The sequence below is a fragment of the Fructobacillus apis genome (assembly GCF_023893635.1).
In the GTDB taxonomy this organism is placed as follows: Bacteria; Bacillota; Bacilli; order Lactobacillales; family Lactobacillaceae; genus Fructobacillus; species Fructobacillus apis.
The window spans coordinates 131,303-149,780 of sequence record NZ_JAMWYK010000002.1 but is presented as its reverse complement, the minus strand read 5'-3'; the positions used below and the strand labels follow the sequence as shown (position 1 = coordinate 149,780).

The following is an 18,478-nucleotide window of genomic DNA, read 5'->3' as shown; positions in this document are numbered from 1 at the left end:
TGATAAAAATAATGTGAAAGTTGAGCAAACGCATTTCACAAAGTCTTATAATATGCTATAATATAAACAATATAGTTCACAAACAACTGTGTTTTCACAAATAAAACGAATGGAGAATAGACGATGAATGAACAAGCAAAAATTCCTCGTGCAACCGCCAAACGGCTGCCAATTTACTACCGCTACTTAACTTTCCTGGAGGATGCCGGGACTAGCCGCATCTCATCTGCGGAATTGGCGGAAGCCACAAAGTTTGATGCCGCGACGATTCGTCGTGACTTTTCATACTTCGGTGCCTTGGGTAAGCGTGGTTATGGATACGACGTGAAGGCGTTGTTGTCATTCTTTGCGAAGGTCTTGGATCAAAGCTCATTGATTAACGTCGCTTTGATTGGAGTTGGTCACTTGGGACAAGCCCTCTTGAACTTTAACTTCCACCAATCATCAAACATGCGTATCGCGGCTGCCTTCGACATTAACGAACACCGCGGTAAGATCTTGTCCGGTGTGCCAATCTACGACATGACTGAATTGGAAGAGCAAATCCGTGCGCAACGCATTAACGTTGCCATCTTGACGGTGCCACAAGAAGAAGCGCAAGGCATCACCGACCAATTGGTTGAAGCGGGCGTTAAGGGAATCATGAACTTTACGCCGCTCCGTGTTTCCGTTCCAGACGGCGTTCGTGTTCAAAACGTTGATTTGACGAACGAATTGCAGACCTTGGTCTACTTTATTCAAAACTACGCAACCATCACGACAGGAAAGTAATTCATGGCAGTTCTTGATTTAAACGATGCAAAGCAGGTCGAAAAGTACCAACGCTTTGTTCGTGAAGCAGCAAACGGTCAGGTGACCCAAGACCCTAAGTGGGGTGAATTAAAAGCCAACTGGGGTCATTTGTACCTCTACCGCGAAAACGAAGCGGGGGACATCGTTGCGGCAATGGCCGTGTTAACCATTGAAGCAGTTCCCGGTAAGTTATTAGCCTATTGTCCAAAGGGACCGGTCGCAAACGTTTCAGACGTGGACCTGATTTCATCATTGGTCAAAGAAGCAGTCGAGAACTTACCTGAAAACGTCTTCTTGGTTCGCATGGATCCAGAAGTCGAATTTGATGAAAAGCTTGATCAAGCTTATCAAGAAGCGGGCTTCAAGACCCGCAACGTGAATGTAAAAAACATGCACGGTAACATCCAACCACGAAAGAACGTCGTGTTGTTCTACGACGGACGTGGGGAAGGCGCTTCGGTTATTGAAAACGAAGAGCAACTCATGTTGCACTTCAAGCGTGACTACCGAAACCAAATCCGTCGTGCCATTAAGGATGGCGTGACCATCACATCTGGTACTTCAAAGGAAGATATTGACGCTTTCTTTGAAACCTACAAGATGATGGCAAAGGCTCAAGGAATCACTCACCGTCCAATCGAATACTTTTACCGAATGCAAGAACTCTGGGATGGCGACGATGCCTTCCGCGTCTTTTTGGCTCACTTCGAAGGGCAAGTGGTCGCAGCTGGTATTGGCTTTGCCTACGGTGACAAGATTTGGTACATGTACGCCGGTTCAAACCGTGCCTTTGCCAAGCATTACCCACCATACCTCATCCAATGGGAGATGTTGAAGTGGGGGCTTTCCCAAAAAAAGGTTCGTTACGACTTCGGTGGTGTTGGCGATTTTGTTTCGGAAGACGGGCTCTACAAGTTCAAGCACGGTTTTGCTTACCATGATCCACACGTTGAATACATTGGTGAATTGGATTATGTTTTGGACGAAGCTTCCTATGAAAAATACTTAGAAGGCTTTGCTTAAGATTAAGCAATGAATCAATAGCCCTCCCGACGTTATCGAGAAAGGCGAAATATGACCATTAAATTAATTGCGTCCGACATGGACGGAACATTCTTAGCGGGTGAAGATCACTACGATCAAGAACAATTCGCTAAGGTTTTGGCACAGTTGAAAGAAAAAAACATTCGTTTTGTGGCGGCCTCTGGTCGTCAACTGGAAAACCTACAGGAACTGTTTTCGCCAATGGAGAAATACGACCTGTACGATCAAATTGATTTTGTCGGTTCCAACGGTTCCGTTGTGGCCACGCACGGTCAGTTGCTTTCGGCCGTTTATTTAACACCAAAGCAGATTGCAACGGTCCTCGATTGGAACACGAACAATCCGCAGTCAAACGATAACTTGATTGTTTTGACTGGAACGCGTGGTACTTACGTGTCCAACCATGCCACAAAGGAAGTGCAAGATATGCTGTCTCGCTTCTATCCAAACGTGATGCAAGTTGAAAAGTTCATGGAAATCGATGACCAGATTCTGGGCGTTGCTTTCATTTGGCCACACGAAGAAGTGCAGAAATACGTGCATGAGATTCGCAACTTGTTCGGAGCAGACATTCACGTGACGGGCTCTGGTTTTGGATCCGTCGACATCTTGCCAAAGGATGTGAATAAGGCAAACGCCTTGGCCATCCTACAAGAACACTACGGTATTAAAGACGACGAAGTCATGGTCTTTGGTGATAACTCCAACGACCTTGAAATGCTAAGTAAATATGAGCACGCCTACTTGATGCCGAACGCATCGGCCTTTATGCACGAAGCCCATGACAAAGAGGCGCTTGCGCCGAATGTCGAAGCGGGTGTGATAAAGACCATCCAAGAAAAAGTACTCAAATAAAAAGAGCCGAAAGGCTCTTTTTTTTGTTACTTTAGAATAAGTATAGTCTGTAACTTTAAAAATGTTATAATAGTAGTACTTAAGAGGTAAGGAGTAGAGAGATGATTGACGCATACTTTAAATTCATCACCCTGACGTTCAATGTAAAAGAAAAGACGTCACGCAAAGATTACTGGTTGGCTACCTTTGCGAACTTAGTCATTTTGGCGCTTTTTGCAGCTGGAGCGGATGGCTTTGTCCGCATCCTGACCGATGTGATGCTGCCTCGTATTTTAGACATCATCTTCGCCTTTGCGGCGCTGATTTGGATGATGTTTGCTGTTCTCTTCATCATTGGAACGCTCTTGCCAAACCTCACGATGTCTTTCCGCCGATACAAAGACACCGGTATCTCTTCCTGGTTCTTCCTGGTGGAGTTGGCGTTATACCTTGCTGCCTTTATTTATCTTTCACAGTATGTCTTGAACGGCTACGCAACGATTTTGACAACACTTTTGACCGTCTTCTTCTTGCTCGCTGACGTATTGATCAAACTACTTCCTTCCGAACGGGATACCGAGGCCGAAAGCGCAGGGGAAGTAAAGCTCTAAAACAGCGCCTATAATTGCAAGGAAGCCTGTTCCTGTGGTATTCTGTGGCAAGTACAGAGGTTAGAAATGAATACAAAAAAACTTGCAACATTCTTTCATCAACATGATAAAACAAAAGCAGTCGCTTCCTTTGTTCTGCACTGCTTTGTTTTTTTGACTTTTTTCGCGCTTGAATTTGTCGCGATGTCGATGACGCAACTGTCGGTTTTCTTCCAAGGACCGTTCCGTTATCTGTGGCTCGCCATCGGATTAGTTCTCGCCGTCGTATTTACCTACAAGGCGGTTGCCTATCTTACTGATGGCGGCCTGCCCGTCATGAAGGGGAAGTGGAAGTCCTCTCTTTCATTGAAGCGGATTTCCCTGCCGGACTTGAACGAGTTAGGTTTCATCGCATCCGTTTACGTGATTGCCTTTGCGGCCTTGTCCGTGTGGTCAATGGTACAGGTGAGCTTCTTTTCACAGTGGTCTCAGGACACAACGGAAAACCAAGCCGCAATCGATCAATTGATGAACATGGGTGGTCGTTACTCAATGGTGGTCTTATCCATCATCATTGTTTTCATTGGTCCGGTCATGGAAGAGTTGCTCTTTCGTGGCGTGTTCTTCAAGGCCTTCAAGAAAAACCAGAAAAGCTACCTGACGATGCTTTTCTCAGGCCTCTTGTTTGGCCTTTACCACCTTGGATCATACACTTGGGTATCCTTGTTGGACTTGCCGCCATACTTGATTTTGGGGATGGCGCTGGCATTCGTTTATCAAAAGACTGACAAACTGTCCTCGTCGATTTTGCTCCACGTCTTCCACAATGGATGGGTACAAATCTTGACGCTTTACATGTTATTGAAATAAGAAAAAAGCCAAGACGGAAAGTCTTGGCTTTTTCATATCTAATCGATTCCAGGGAATTTCTGGGTGCGAATGATTTCATCAAAGAGTTCGTAATCCTTGTGAATTGAGTAGGGCTTTTTTAAGTTCTGGTTCCAAATGTGAACCACTTGAACGCTTCCAAGCAACCAGAGAATTTCGGAAGAGTTGGCAAGGCGGGTCAGTTCTTTAAATACTCCGTTGTAGAATTGCTCTTCGAAAACCTTGTCTTGAAGTTGAAAGTCCAAGACGTTCAGGGCGTCTTTAAACGACAGGTTATGAATGATGGTGAAGGGGGCATCACGAAAAGCTTCCATGTCGATTTCTTCGGTTGCTTTTTCCATCGTGAGGCGGATCATCATTTCAAGGAGTTGGTACTTGTCGTCAAAATGCCGGTAAAAAGTGTTTCGGTTCACTTCGGCTTGTTCGCAAATGTGCTTCACGGAAAGCTTTGAAAAAGGAATTTTCGTCAAAGCTTCGGAAGCTGACTCCAAAAGATGTTGGTGCATGAGGGTGAATGTTTTATTCGCCATAATATCTGGAACACTTTCCTTTTCTTGTCTCGGTGTTGAACAGTATCTCAATTTTAACCCTTTCTGTTTCTTTTTTCCACGTCTAAAATGAATACAGTTAATTAATAGAAATAGGAGAATGCTTATGTTAAAGCGCTTAGGAGAATGGATTTACAAAAATAAATTCAAGACATTCTTTGCCTGGGTAATCGTTGTTGCCGCGTTGGCAGCAGGGGCCCTTGGCTTTGGGTCACACTACACGCAAAACCTGACGATTTCAGGAATTCCTTCGACAAACATCCAATCAACGCTGGAAAAGGAGTTTAACCAAAACCCCAACGCCGGAACGATGAAGGCTGTTATTCAAAAGAAGAACGGGGAAGTCACGGATGATAAGACCAAGGCCGAAGTTGTTGCTGCCATCAAGGATGTGCAAGACAAGTACGGTAAGGACATCAAGATGATTCAAAACCCATACGAAATGGGTAACGTTTCATCTGATAAGACGACTACTTACGTTGACATCACATACAAGGAAAGCTCAACGAATGTTCCTCGTCGTGCCATTGACGGTGTGATGAAGAAGTTTGATACAGACGTGAAGAGCAACGATGTGAAGGTTGCCTACACGGGTTCTGTTCAGGTTCACGCGCTTGACTTTGGTGGGACATCCGAATTAATCGGAATTGCAATCGCCTTCGTCTTGTTGCTCGTTTTGTTCCGATCCTTCGTAACCGCTGGAATGCCAATCATCTCAGCCCTCGTTGGTTTGGGATCAGGAATCATGCTCGTTACTATCGGAACGAACTTCATGACGATGGCTTCCGTCTCACAGACTTTGGCCGTGATGTTGTCACTAGCCGTTGGAATTGATTACGCGCTCTTCATCTTGAACCGCTACAAGACCGACTTGGCCGACACGAACGGCGACCGTCAAAAGGCACTTGGAATGGCTGTTTCAGAAGCTGGTGCTTCTGTTATCTTCGCCGGTGTCACGGTTATCATCGCCGTCCTCGGTTTGGCCTTTGCCGGAATCGAATTCGTGACGACAATGGGTGTTGCAGCAGCCTTCGCCATCGCCTTTGCGGTCTTCTCAGCCTTGACGTTCTTGCCAGCCTTGATTGCTTTGCTTGCTAAGTTCATCAAGCCTGCAACGAAGACGGTCGACGACATGGCCAACAAGCCTTCAAAGTTCACGAAGTTTTTGACGGGTAAGCCATGGGTCATCATTGTTGCCGTTGTGGTTGCTTTGGGTGCCTTGGCTATTCCAACGCAACACATGCGCTTGGGTATGCCATACAACGGTTCATTGCCAGAAAACCGCACGGAACGCCAAGCATACGACATTGTTTCTGATAAGTTCGGAGAAGGTGTGAACGCACCGCTCGTTGCCGTTGTTAAGATGGACGGTAAGACAAGCGATGCCGACAAGCAAGCCAACTTGAAGAAGATGACGGACCACATCGCGAAGTTGGATGGCGCTAAGTCATTGAAGACGCTTTCTGTGGACCAACAAAAGGCTGCTACCTTGCAGCAAGAAATGTCTGCTAAGGCCCAACAAGAATTGATGGCAAAGGCCCGAGCAACGGGCCAGATGCCAACGGACGCCGATAAGGCAGCCGTTCAAGCTCAAATTAAGGGCGCTATCATGCAACAGGCCGGACAGCCATTCATGGTTTCAGAATCCGGTAAGTACGCTTTGATTATGATTACCCCTGAAAAGGGATCTGCTGCAAAGCAGACAACCGACTTGGTTAACAAAATCAAGGACTACTCCAACACGACGGACAAGAAGTACGACGCTTCAATTACGATGACGGGTGTGAACGCGGTTAACTTGGACATCACGGAAAAGTTAAACAACGCGACGCCAATCTTCGTCTTCACGATTATGGTTTTGGCCTTCATCTTGTTGATGGTGGTCTTCCGTTCCTTCATCGTGCCAGCAGTGGCCATGATTGGTTTCGGATTGTCACTCTTGGCATCATTTGGATTCACGACGCTTGTTATCCAAGACGGCTTCCTGAAGTCAATCTTCGCCGTATCAAAGGGTGCACCGCTGATTTCCTTCTTGCCAATCATTGTGACGGCCATCCTCTTCGGTTTGGCCATGGATTACGAAGTCTTCATGGTGTCACGTGCGCGTGAAGAATATAAGAAGACGCAGGATAACGACCGTGCCGTAACGGTGGCCATGCAGGATTCAGGTCCAATCGTGGTGACGGCGGCATTGATCATGATTGCTGTCTTTGGATCCTTTGCCTTGAACCCAGACCCAACGACGAAGTCATTGGGATTGGCTTTGGCCTTTGGTATCTTCTTCGATGCCTTCTTCGTTCGCTTGCTCTTTGTGCCAGCGATGTTGAAGGTCTTCGGAAAGTGGAACTGGGCTTTTCCAGGTAAGAAAAACTAAACGTTAAAGAAAAGGGGCAACCGAAAGGTTGTCCTTTTTTTGTATCTGAAATAGTCATTTCTGTTGTAAAAGTCAAAAAAGCCCTTGCAGCATCGGGCTGACCTTGATATAATATTTAAGTCGTAAGGCATTCGGGGGTGTAGCGAAGTCTGGCTAAACGCGACGGACTGTAACTCCGTTCCTTCGGGTTCGTAGGTTCGAATCCTACCGCCCCCATCGCTGCTTATGCAGCTGGTATCTTACGATTGCCCCTTGGCCAAGTGGTAAGGCAGAGGTTTTTGGTACCTCTATGCGCTGGTTCGATCCCAGCAGGGGCAATAAGGCCGCAAGGCAATCACTTTTGGCAGACAGCAATGTCTGCCTTTTTATTTGCAAAAGTCGTGCTGGGATTGATTTCTCCCGGGACGTCTTTTTTGTTAGAAAAAGGAGCATCAAAAAAGCAGGTTCAATTGAGCCTGCTTTTTCTTTATTTGATGTACTTTTGATAGCGGCTGACTTCACCCGCATCGAGGGCAACGGTTAACACCGTTCCTTCTTCGTTGAAGTCCTGCTTGATCGCTTCGTGTGAACCTAGAATGGTTGACACAACGGCTGAATCTGCGAAAGGAACGTACAACGTTACTTCTTCAAGGTCCGAGAAGAGCTCCTGTTTGATTAAGCCAAGCAGTTCGTCTTGTGACTTCTCGTCCTTTGCTGAAATCGTAATGGCCGATTCGCCGTCCACCTGTGGAAAGGCGATATCGACTTTGTCAGCTTTATTAAAGACAGTAATCATCGCCTTATCCTTAATGCCAAGGCGGCCTAAGGTTTCTTCCGTCGTCTTCATCATGTCCTGGTGGTGTTCGTCTGAAACGTCCACAACTTGTAAGAGAAGGTCGGCGTTTGCGGCTTCTTGCAAGGTCGACTCAAAGGCGGCCACCAAGTGGTGGGGAAGCTTGGAAACGAAACCAACCGTGTCGGACAGCAAGAACTTCTTTTTGTCTGGCAACGTGAGTTGACGAATCGTCGTGTTCAACGTGGCGAAAAGCATGTCCTTTTCAAAGACCTGCTTGGAATCGTCCGTCAAAGCACCCTGGCCGAAGCGGGCGAGTAAGCGGTTCATCAACGTGGACTTACCGGCGTTCGTGTAACCAACGAGGGCGACGGTCTTCGTGTTGGATTCCTGACGCTGCTTGCCCTGAGTCGTTGTGTCCTTTTGAAGGGCCGCGAGTTCCTTTTTGATGGCGACCATCTCACCTGTCAGACGACGACGGGACTGTTCGAGCTTGGTTTCACCGGCACCACGAGACGTGAAGCCACCACCACCGGCACCCGTTTGCTGATCCATGGAAACAGACATTGAGGTACGCAAGCGAGGGAGCTGGTATTCCAAGCGAGCCAGTTGAACTTGAAGCTTGGCAACTTTGGTTTGGGCACGTTGGGCAAAGATGTCCAGGATGAGGCCCGTGCGGTCAACGACGGTCGTGCCGGTCTTTTCTTCAAGGTTTCGAATCTGGGAAGGGGAGAGCTCGTCGTTCATGACAATCATCTCGGCTTCGTAGGTGCGAACTGCCGCTTCGAGCTCCTCGACCTTTCCCTTACCGAAATAGGTGGCGGGGTTTGGACGTTCAAGGGCTTGAATGTAGGTCTCGACAGGCTTCAAATTATTGGCCTTGGCTAAGTTGGCGAGCTCTTCCAATTCATAGTCGAGGTTTTGCTTTTGATCTTGTCGCAGCGCCGCGAGAATAACGGGCCGAACTCTGATTTCAGTGCTAGTGTTTTGTGCCATATCGTATCTTTCTTATTTTTTTCATTTGAAAAAGTCGGCCCCGAGGGCCGACTCCAAAACGTCATCATTCAAAGGTTGTCTGATTATCGTTGAATACTTCAACCTCGCCACGATCTTCTGAAAGGGCGATTTTCGTTACCGCACCGTTATAGATAGAGGAGCCGGCCATTTCCGGGTGACCAAAGTAATCCACGATGGCCCGAATGGTTGTGCCGTGTGCCACGACTAATACATTGTCACCGTCTTCGTGGTGTTCCAAAAGGTAAGAGAAGCCCTTCTTCACGCGCGTGATGAAGGCGTTGTAGTCTTCGGCCAAGTTGTAAGGGTCGGCCTTTGCAATCAAGTCCATTGAACCTGGCATTCCGCGCTTTTGAATCATGTCGGAATAGTCGTTGTACAAACCTTCGTCTGAGAAGGCGTTAATCTGCGTCATGGAAACCTGTGAATCGATTCCTTCAAAGGAACCGAAGTTTTCTTCACGGAAGTCAGGTAACTGTTGTGGCCAGGTTGGTGAACCGGCTTGGTTTTCTGACAGCAGGTACTTGGCCGTGTGGATGGCGCGCGTCAAATCAGACGAGTACGTGCCGGCAAAGTGAATCTTTGCCAAACGACGTCCGGCGTCGTGCCCGTGTTCGATTCCGGCCGCTGTAAGTGGTGCGTCGGAGTGCCCCTGAAGGCGACGGGTCAAGTTGAAATAAGTTTGTCCGTGACGGACAAGGTAAAGTTGAATGGTCATGAGCGCTTCCCTTTCAATTCATTGTTATCTCTATTCTACCATTGATTGGACTGCGTTTTGAAACGATTTGGCGTTGTGAGGCCGACGCTCCGGCGGCCGTTTTTATAAAAGTCAAAAACGACTCCGGCTTTGAAAATTACGCCTCACTGCGGTAGGCTAGTCCTAGAATAATCCGGGAGGAAGCCATGCCAGAAAAAATTGAGCAAATTGAAGTGCGCGGTGGACGCGTTCACAACTTGAAAAACATCGACGTTGACATTCCCCTGAACCAGTTCGTGGCCATTTCTGGTCCGTCTGGTTCCGGAAAGTCTTCCTTAGCCATGGGCATTCTCTACGCCGAGGGATCAAGGCGCTATCTTGAAGCGCTGTCGACCTACACGCGTCGTCGCATTGGTCAGAGCAGCCGGGCGGAAGTGCGCGAAGTGAAGCACATTCCGTCCGCCATTGCCCTGCGTCAGCGTCCAGGGGTGCCATCCGAACGCTCGACGGTCGGTTCGATGTCTGAAATCTTCAACGTTGTGCGCTTGGTTTTCTCACGTCTTGGTTCCCCGGTCTGTCCAAACGGGCACCGCGTCTCGCCATCCATCGCCATTGCGCAGGCCTTCGACAAGGCGTCGTCTAGCGAAGATGGTGATTCCTGGACGATTGATTGCCCAACCTGTGGCGTGGCTTTTCCAGTTCCGACCGCAGCGGACTTCGCCTTTAACGGCGACGGCGCCTGCCTGACCTGTCACGGAACGGGTCAGGTGCGTGAAATCGACGATGACACGATTATTAAGGATGAAAACCTCACGATTGACGCAGGGGCGGTTGCGCCTTGGCGCTTGCCGGGCCGTGCCTTCATGGCGACGATTGCTCGTTCGCGTGGGGTGCGGACAGACGTGCCATACAAGGACTTAACGGACAAAGAGAAAGACTTTGTTTTGTATGGTGAGAAAAAGCGTTACCCGGTCAATTTACATACATCGACGGGCCGTGTGTATAACAACAATAACTCACTCTACGAAAACGCCTACGACGCCATTAAGGACTCGCTTGCGACCGTGAAGTCGGAAGGGGCGATGAAGCGCCTGAACAAGTTCTTCATCTTCAAGACCTGCCCGGTCTGCCACGGCAGCCGCATTAAGCCCGAGTTGCTCAAGCAAACGGTGAACGGCAAGAACATCGCGGAAGTGGCGGACCTCACGCTCGGTTCCCTGCAGGACTGGCGCGACGAAACGCTTGCCAACTTACCTGACAACATGCAAAAGATGGCCGATGTGATTTTCGAGGAGTTGACGAACAACCTGCGGCCATTGCTGCAGCTGGGGCTGGACTACCTGTCTTTGTCCCGCTCTGGAAACACCTTGTCGACGGGTGAGCTCCAGCGGATTCAGTTGGCAAAGACGCTCCGTACCGAGACAACAGGTGTCTTATATGTATTGGATGAGCCCTCAATTGGGCTGCACCCGGACAACGTGAAGGGGCTGATTTCGGTCTTCCGGGAGCTGATTGCCCAGGGGAACTCGCTGGTGGTTGTCGACCACAACGTGGACTTGATTGCAGCGGCCGACTGGATTATCGAGGTCGGGCCGGGGTCCGGTGTGCAGGGTGGAAACATCATCGCGAAGGGCACGCCGGCGGAGCTGACGAAGAATAAGAAGTCGTTGATTGGGCCGTACTTAGACGGTACGGCGGATATTATGCAGAAAAAAACGGCTCCGGTTAATGCAGCTGACAATGGAAAAACGGCGCCCGAGGCGCCTTCTAACGACACACAAACCGTGTTGGAGGTCGCCAACTACTTTAACCTGGATGACGTCACGGTGAGCCTTCCCGAACACCAGATTTCAACCGTAACCGGCTTCTCCGGCGCCGGAAAGTCTTCGTTGATCCTGGACTCCCTAGTGCCTGCCTTAGAAAACCAGCAGAAGCTGCCAACGCAGGTGAAGAAACTGAAAACAACCATGAAGCACGTGGTTTCGGTCGATGCCAAGCCTGTTGGAAAGAACACGCGTAGTTCGGTTGCGACCTACACGACCATCATGGACAACCTGCGTCATCTCTTTGCGGACCTGCCTGAGTCAAAGGAAAAGGGCTATGACTTATCTTCCTTCTCCTATAACAATAAAGCGGGAGCCTGCCCGAACTGTGGTGGTTTGGGTATGGTCGGTCTGGACGTTCAGTACCTAGCGGACGTGGAAGAGGTATGTCCTGTTTGTGAGGGGAACCGATTTAAGCCAGAAATCTCAGCCATCAAGTGGCGGGGCTATTCCATCGTTGATTTACTCAACTTGTCCGTGAAGGAAGCTTTGCCGGTCTTCAAGGACGAAAAGAAGATTGAACGTGAGCTGCAGTTGCTCCAAGAAATCGGTTTGGACTACCTGGCACTCGGTCAGAGCACACCATCCTTATCCGGTGGAGAGGCCCAACGCTTGAAGCTCGTTAAGCACTTGAACAAGTCACAGAAACAGACGCTTTTTGTCTTCGACGAACCAACCATTGGTTTGCACCCAAGAGACGTGGAAACGCTCCTTGAAGTCTTTAACAAGTTGAAGCAAAAGGGCGCCACGATTGTCATCATCACCCATGACTTGGATTTGATGACCAATGCCGACTACTTGATAGACCTTGGACCACGCGGTGGTTCTGCGGGTGGTCAGCTGATGGCACAGGGAACCATCCAGGACCTCTTGAAGAAAAAGACGAACAGTTTGACCCTGGAATACCTGAAGCAGCACTTCGATAAATTCAACTTAGCCTACTAAGGGCAAATAAAAAGCCAACCCGTCTGGGTTGGCTTTTTTAATTAGCTGATTCATTAATCTTTTTGGTGATCAGAATTCTTGTGGTCCTGATCCTTTTCCTTCAAGTGGAACTTTGGCGCTTCCAAACCATCCTTGTTCTGCTTTGAGTCCTCACCATCGGCTTGTTCGTCATGAACGGCTTCTGGATCCAATTCCTTCACCGCAAACTCAGGGATAAAGGCGTTTTCGTAATCCAAGGCCGTTACCTGGTAGTTGGCGATGCGAAGTGAATCACCGGTACGGAAGTCAGGGTCACGCTTCAAGACGTAACCAGTCAACGTAACGGCTTCGTCTTCATCCAATTCCTTGACGTCCGTGTCGAAGTAGCGCTGGAAGTCGTACAAGGTTGTCTTTCCAGACACCTTGTAGCGACGGTCACCCAGCTTTTCGATGTATTCGTCGGCTTCGTCATCCATTTCGTCTCGAACAGAACCGAAGAGTTCTTCGTAGATGTCCTTGTCCGTGATGATTCCGGCGGTTCCACCGTATTCATCAACAACGACGGCGATTGGCGAACGCTTCATAATCATTTCGTCCATGACGTCGTGCAAGTCCATGTTTTCGGGAACGGCGGGGATGTCACGCATCAACTTAGCAATTGGTTGCTGACCGGAAATCCGGTTTTGACGAACCAAGTCGTAGTTGAAGACGTAACCCAAGACCTTATCCTTGTCACCGTCGGCAACAACTGGGAAACGGGAGTGACGCTTTTGCAAGTATTCGTCCAAACCAGCAGAGATGGTTTCGGAAACGTCGATGACATCCATTGACGTACGGTCAATCATGACATCAACGGCAACCTTATCGTTCATCTCGAAGGCACGTTGCATGAAGGTCAAATCTTCCGTGTCCAGCTCACCGGCTTCAGCGGCGTTCTTAGACAAGGAAAGAATTTCGGTTTGAGAATAAATGTCGTCTTCGTTTGTGACCTGGAAACCGAGCAAGTGGGTGACCCAGTTAGACATGTGGTCCAAAATCCAAATCAATGGGAACAACGTGATGTGGAAGAAGCGCACGGGCTTAACGATTAGCAAAAGCACCTTAATTGGTTCTTCGATGGCGATGTTCTTTGGGACCAAGTCGGTGAAGACCGCGTGCAAGACCGTGAAAATCACGATGGCCGCAACGGAAGCCACCGGGCGGGCGTAAACGTCTGGCAGCAAGTGGGATTGAATAATCAAATCCGCAACCGTTTCTTCACCAATCCAACCTAAGATCAAAGAAGTCAACGTGATTCCGACCTGTGCGGTTGAGAGGTATTCCGTTAAGTGGGACACCATGTGGATGGCTGATGCGATGTTGCTTGATGGCTTATCGCGGTCGTCTTGCATGGCCTGCAAAGCAGACAGACGAACCTTAACCAGTGAGTATTCTGTCAGCGTGAACAAAATGGCCAACAAGAGCACAAAGACAATAATAATTGTATTAGTTAAAAACGAAGGACCTGAATCCAAAGTACTTACCTCATTTCGATTTCATCAGTATAGTTTACCTCCTATTATAGCAAAAAATAAAAGGGAGAAAATAAAACATTCGGCGCATAAAGAAAGGTGTGTTCGCACTATCGTTATTCTGAAAGGTACGAGCATGATTCGATTATTCCGGATTATCTTTTGGTAATTCTCATCAACGAGATTTGTTTTTAATCAGGAAGGGGTAAAAGGCGAACATTTCTTTAGAAAGATTCTTTGCACAAAACAGCACAATAAATTTTCTAAATCCCGGTCTGACTGCCTTTGTCCGAACAGGCGTTTGTGAGGACAAATATAGACCTTGAAACCTATATTCAAAACGTTAAACTAGTAATTGTCCCACTGAAAAAGACGAAATTATTTTCGCCTTTTTGGGTGATAAATTTAGATAGAAAGAAGGACCAAAAATGGCTCAAGTAACGGTCTTTACAAAAAATAACTGCGTGCAATGCAAGATGACGAAGAAGTACCTCGATCAAATCGGTGTTGCCTTCGAAGAAATCAACGTTGAAGAACAACCTGAATTCTTGGCACAAATCAAGGAACAAGGGTTCAAGCAAACGCCGGTTGTGCAAATCGAAGGGCAAGAAGCCTTCTCTGGTTTCCAACCAGCTGTTTTGAAGCAACTGACTGCCTAAGTGTTTTTGCCATCCTTTTTGGATGGTGGTCAGTGCATTCTTTTCCTACATAAAAGAATGCGAATTTTGAAAGGAACGTCATGTCACTATTAGACCTCGACCTCTCGGAAGTAACTTACTTCGACTTAAATAATGAAGTCAACATTCCAAAAGACGGCCAGATCCAATTGGATAAGGACAAGGAAGCCCTGGCTGCTTTTATGAAGGAAAACGTTGAACCAAATTTGAAGAAGTTTGGTTCATTGAAAGAACGTTTCGATTGGATGATTGAAAACGACTTTTTGGAAAAGGCATTCGTCGAAATGTACGATATGGCTTTCATTGAAAAGTTATACGCCTTCTTGGAAGGGCAAGATTTCCAATTCGCCTCTTTCATGGCGGCCTTTAAGTTTTACAACCAGTACGCCCAAAAGACAAACGACAAGGCCTACTACGTCGAATCATACTTGGACCGTGTGGCCGTGAACGCGATGTTCTACGCCAACGGTGACGAAGACTTGGCCATGTCATTGGCCAACGAAATGATTCACCAACGCTACCAACCGGCAACGCCTTCATTCTTGAATGCGGGACGTGCCCGTCGTGGTGAATTGGTTTCATGTTTCGTGTTGCAATCAACGGATAACATGAACTCCATCGGTCGTATCATCAACTCCGCTTTGCAACTGTCAAAGATGGGTGGGGGTGTTGGAATCAACTTGTCTAACGTCCGTGAGGCCGGTGCACCAGTTATGGGAATTGAAAATTCAGCTGGTGGTATCGTGCCAATCATGAAGTTGTTGGAAGACTCCTTCACCTTCTCCTCACAAGTTGGTGCCCGTCAGGGTGCCGGTGTGGTTTACTTGAATATCTTCCACCCCGACCTCATGACGTTCATGGCAACCAAGAAGGAAAACGCGGACGAAAAGGTCCGTGTGAAGACTTTGTCACTTGGTTTGGTTGTACCAGACAAGTACTACGAACTCATCAAGAAGAACGAACAAATGGCTTTGTTCTCACCTGATGACGTGGAACGCGAATACGGTACACCATTTAACTACGTGGATATTACGGCCGAATACGACAACATGGTCGCAAACGACAACATCCGCAAGAAGTATGTTTCTGCTCGTAACGTTGAAGAAGAAATCTCAAAGTTGCAGCAGGAATCCGGATACCCATACATCATGAACGTGGATACGGTGAACGCCGCCAACCCTGTTCCTGGTAAGGTTGTTTCTTCTAACTTGTGTTCTGAAATTTTGCAGGCCCAAACGCCTTCTGAATTGAACGACAAGCAGGAATACACGACGCTTGGAGAAGACATCTCATGTAACTTGGGATCCATCAACATCGTGAACATGATGAAGGGGGAAGACTTCGGTGCTTCCGTTGAATCCATGATTCGTGCCCTCTCATTTGTTTCTGACAACTCAAACTTGAACGTCGTGCCATCCGTGCAAAACGGAAACGAAAAGAAGCATGCCGTTGGTTTGGGAGCCATGGGACTCGCTGCCATGTTTGCCCAAAACCAAATGATGTACGGAGACGAAGAAGCCCTCGACTTTACGCAAACCTTCTTCTCAACGTTGAACTACTACTCAATCAAGGCTTCCATGCACATTGCAGAAGACCGTGGTTCATCATTTGAAGGCTTCGAAGAATCAGCTTACGCCGATGGCACTTACTTCGAAAAGTACTTAACGGAAGACTTCGGTCCACAGACTGCTAAGGTGAAGGCGCTCTTTGAGCACATCGCCATCCCATCAAAGGCTGACTGGGAAGAATTGAAGCAACAGGTTAAGGAAAACGGTATGTACAACGCCTACCGTCACGCCATTGCGCCAACTGGTTCAATCTCTTATGTGAACAACACGACCGCTTCATTGCACCCAATCATCAACCGCATTGAGGAACGTCAAGAAGGAATGATTGGTAAGGTTTACTACCCAGCACCAGGACTTTCAAACGACACGTTGCCATACTACCAGTCAGCTTATGACACGGATATGCGCAAGGTTGTGGATGTCTACGCTGCGGCGCAACCACACATCGATCAAGGAATGTCATTGACCTACTTCATGCGTTCAACCTTGCCAGAAGGTTTGTACGAATGGAAGGAAGGCCGTACGAACAAGATGACGACACGTGATTTGTCCATCTTGCGTAACTACGCCTTCAAGAAGGGAATCAAGACAATCTACTATGTTCGTACCTTTACAGATGATAACCAGGAAGCTGGTGTCAACGAATGTGAGTCTTGCTCAATCTAATTGAACATTCGCCATTCGAAAAGAAACAAAAGTAATTTTAGTAGGCAAAAAAGCGAAGACGAACCCCTGAATCGCCCTCGCTTCTGACTTTTAAAAGATTACAAAACGGGAAACATTTCCCGTTGTACATAGCAGGCCTTGACGGTCAAAAATCCGACTGGTAACTTGTTATTTTGTTGGTAGCATGCAAAAGAACAAGTTGATCAGTGACTCATCTTAATCTTTTGAACTACTAAATAGAAAGGGTGGAAGATGTCGACTTTTCGCGTACTCTACACGACGATTGAGGGAAATACCGAATCATTCGTCAAAAAATTACAGGCCATTGCCATGTTTTCAGACGATGATATCGATTTCAAAGAAATCGGTGAAGAAACGGACTACGAAAACGAGACGAAGCCCTTTGTTGCGTTGGTGCCAACCTATCTGACAGGTGGAACTGGTACAGGTCCAGAGGTGATTGAAGAATTTACAACGCCTTTGGGTGAATACATCGACTACGGGAACAACGCCCGTAAGCTTCGGGGAATGATTGGTTCTGGAAATCGGAATTTCAACGACCAATACATTTTGACGGCCAAGCGCTACGCAAAGAAATACAACGTGCCGGTGATTGCCGACTACGAATTGCGTGGAACTTCGCGCGAGGCTGAAAAGATTTTCGACATTATCAAAGAAACGTTAGGAGACGACTAATGCAACACGTTAACCAAGGTTCATATACAGCCGTTAATTGGAACAACATTGAAGATGCTTTGGATAAGGCAACTTGGGAAAAGTTGACGCAGCAATTCTGGCTCGACACCCGTGTGCCAATTTCAAACGACCTCCGTGTGTGGCGTGGGGAATTAGATGCCAAGGAACGCCGCGTGTACAACTTGGTGTTCGGTGGTTTGACGACCTTGGATACCTTGCAATCACAGGACGGGATGGCTTCATTGCGCGCCGATGCGGTCAACCAGAAGGAAGAGGCCGTGTTGAACAACATCCAGTTTATGGAATCCGTTCACGCCAAGTCCTACTCATCCATCTTTGAAACGTTGAACGACAAGTCTGAAATCGACGAGACCTTCGAATGGGCCGACCACGACGAGTTCTTGCAGTACAAGGCAAACAAGATTAACGACATCTACCAGAACGGAACACCTTTGCAAAAGAAGGTTGCCTCTGTGTTCTTGGAAACGTTCTTGTTCTACTCAGGTTTCTATACACCTTTGTACTACTTGGGTCACAACAAGATGGTGAACGCAGCCGAAATCATTAAGTTGATCTTGCGTGACGAATCCGTGCACGGAACGTACATCGGTTACAAGTTCCAGATTGGTTTCAAGAAGTTGTCAGCTGAGGAACAAGAAGAGATGCAGTCATGGATGTATGACTTGCTCTTCGACTTGTACCAAAACGAAGAGAGCTTCACGCACGAAATCTACGATGAAATCGGTTGGACGGAAGACGTGATGTCATTCTTGCGCTACAACGCGAACAAGGCGTTGATGAACTTGGGTCAGGAACCAATGTTCCCGGATTCAGCAGAAGACGTGAACCCGGTCGTGATGAACGGAATTTCAACGTCAACGTCAAACCACGACTTCTTCTCAGCGGTCGGAAATGGTTATTTGCTCGGTGAAGCAGAATCAATGGAAGATGCTGACTACGATCTTTAATCTGTCAAAACAAAAAGCGGCGATTCATTCGAATCAACGCTTTTTTTAATGCATAAAAAAACGACGCCATCACAGGCGCCGTTTTCGAAATT

At 47.7% G+C, this 18,478-nt stretch carries 15 protein-coding genes and 2 tRNA genes; 13 read left to right on the top strand and 4 right to left on the bottom strand.

Features of this window, described 5'->3' with window-relative positions:
• Positions 1–123: 123 nt before the first annotated feature.
• The 5 genes from NFX39_RS02560 to NFX39_RS02540 all read left to right on the top strand — a co-directional run bounded on the left by NFX39_RS02560 (position 124) and on the right by NFX39_RS02540 (position 4,130).
• Positions 124–771 (top strand): redox-sensing transcriptional repressor Rex, encoded by a 648-nt coding sequence (locus NFX39_RS02560; protein WP_252442718.1) that lies wholly within the window; start codon positions 124–126, stop codon positions 769–771.
• 3 nt (positions 772–774) lie between these two features.
• Positions 775–1,815 carry a lipid II:glycine glycyltransferase FemX gene (locus tag NFX39_RS02555; RefSeq protein WP_252442716.1) on the top strand — a complete coding sequence of 347 codons (1,041 nt, stop codon included), beginning with the start codon at positions 775–777 and terminating at the stop codon, positions 1,813–1,815.
• Positions 1,816–1,866: 51 nt separating this feature from the next.
• A complete protein-coding gene (locus NFX39_RS02550) occupies positions 1,867–2,691 on the top strand; it encodes a Cof-type HAD-IIB family hydrolase (protein ID WP_252442715.1) in 825 nt (274 codons plus the stop codon).
• 101 nt (positions 2,692–2,792) lie between these two features.
• Positions 2,793–3,281 carry a DUF805 domain-containing protein gene (locus NFX39_RS02545; RefSeq protein WP_252442713.1) on the top strand — a complete coding sequence of 163 codons (489 nt, stop codon included), beginning with the start codon at positions 2,793–2,795 and terminating at the stop codon, positions 3,279–3,281.
• A 183-nt stretch (positions 3,282–3,464) separates the two neighbouring features.
• On the top strand, positions 3,465–4,130 hold the full coding sequence (locus NFX39_RS02540; RefSeq protein WP_252442712.1) for a CPBP family intramembrane glutamic endopeptidase: 666 nt from the start codon (positions 3,465–3,467) through the stop codon (positions 4,128–4,130).
• Positions 4,131–4,168: 38 nt separating this feature from the next.
• Here the strand turns inward: NFX39_RS02540 and NFX39_RS02535 are convergent, their stop codons facing one another.
• Complete coding sequence (locus NFX39_RS02535) at positions 4,169–4,678, bottom strand: TetR/AcrR family transcriptional regulator (protein WP_252442711.1); 510 nt, start codon at positions 4,676–4,678, stop codon at positions 4,169–4,171.
• Between the two features lie 124 nt (positions 4,679–4,802).
• On the opposite strand from NFX39_RS02535, the gene NFX39_RS02530 reads away from it, so the two are divergent.
• The 3 genes from NFX39_RS02530 to NFX39_RS02520 all read left to right on the top strand — a co-directional run bounded on the left by NFX39_RS02530 (position 4,803) and on the right by NFX39_RS02520 (position 7,388).
• Complete coding sequence (locus NFX39_RS02530) at positions 4,803–7,070, top strand: MMPL family transporter (protein WP_252442710.1); 2,268 nt, start codon at positions 4,803–4,805, stop codon at positions 7,068–7,070.
• Between the two features lie 133 nt (positions 7,071–7,203).
• Positions 7,204–7,286: transfer RNA gene (locus NFX39_RS02525), tRNA-Tyr, on the top strand.
• Between the two features lie 30 nt (positions 7,287–7,316).
• Positions 7,317–7,388 (top strand) — tRNA-Gln (locus NFX39_RS02520).
• A gap of 148 nt (positions 7,389–7,536) precedes the next feature.
• Here NFX39_RS02520 and hflX read toward each other — a convergent pair.
• Positions 7,537–8,838, bottom strand: a complete 1,302-nt coding sequence (gene hflX, locus NFX39_RS02515) for a GTPase HflX (protein ID WP_252442709.1) — start codon at positions 8,836–8,838, stop codon at positions 7,537–7,539.
• Positions 8,839–8,902: 64 nt separating this feature from the next.
• Positions 8,903–9,574, bottom strand: a complete 672-nt coding sequence (locus tag NFX39_RS02510; RefSeq protein WP_252442707.1) for a histidine phosphatase family protein — start codon at positions 9,572–9,574, stop codon at positions 8,903–8,905.
• A gap of 185 nt (positions 9,575–9,759) precedes the next feature.
• On the opposite strand from NFX39_RS02510, the gene NFX39_RS02505 reads away from it, so the two are divergent.
• The gene (locus tag NFX39_RS02505; RefSeq protein WP_252442705.1) at positions 9,760–12,321 is read left to right on the top strand and encodes an ATP-binding cassette domain-containing protein; all 2,562 of its coding nucleotides are present in this window, start codon (positions 9,760–9,762) and stop codon (positions 12,319–12,321) included.
• Between the two features lie 53 nt (positions 12,322–12,374).
• Here NFX39_RS02505 and NFX39_RS02500 read toward each other — a convergent pair whose 3' ends face one another.
• A complete protein-coding gene (locus tag NFX39_RS02500) occupies positions 12,375–13,814 on the bottom strand; it encodes a hemolysin family protein (RefSeq protein ID WP_252442703.1) in 1,440 nt (479 codons plus the stop codon).
• A gap of 425 nt (positions 13,815–14,239) precedes the next feature.
• Here NFX39_RS02500 and nrdH point away from each other — a divergent pair, with 425 nt between their 5' ends.
• The 4 genes from nrdH to nrdF all read left to right on the top strand — a co-directional run bounded on the left by nrdH (position 14,240) and on the right by nrdF (position 18,386).
• Positions 14,240–14,470 carry a glutaredoxin-like protein NrdH gene (gene nrdH / locus NFX39_RS02495; protein WP_252442701.1) on the top strand — a complete coding sequence of 77 codons (231 nt, stop codon included), beginning with the start codon at positions 14,240–14,242 and terminating at the stop codon, positions 14,468–14,470.
• An 80-nt stretch (positions 14,471–14,550) separates the two neighbouring features.
• Positions 14,551–16,722, top strand: coding sequence for a class 1b ribonucleoside-diphosphate reductase subunit alpha (nrdE, locus tag NFX39_RS02490; RefSeq protein ID WP_252442699.1), 2,172 nt, complete (start codon positions 14,551–14,553; stop codon positions 16,720–16,722).
• 252 nt (positions 16,723–16,974) lie between these two features.
• On the top strand, positions 16,975–17,418 hold the full coding sequence (locus NFX39_RS02485) for a class Ib ribonucleoside-diphosphate reductase assembly flavoprotein NrdI (RefSeq protein WP_252442697.1): 444 nt from the start codon (positions 16,975–16,977) through the stop codon (positions 17,416–17,418).
• Complete coding sequence (nrdF, locus tag NFX39_RS02480) at positions 17,418–18,386, top strand: class 1b ribonucleoside-diphosphate reductase subunit beta (protein ID WP_252442695.1); 969 nt, start codon at positions 17,418–17,420, stop codon at positions 18,384–18,386. The genes NFX39_RS02485 and nrdF overlap by 1 nt, the downstream gene beginning before the upstream one ends.
• Positions 18,387–18,478: the final 92 nt, after the last annotated feature.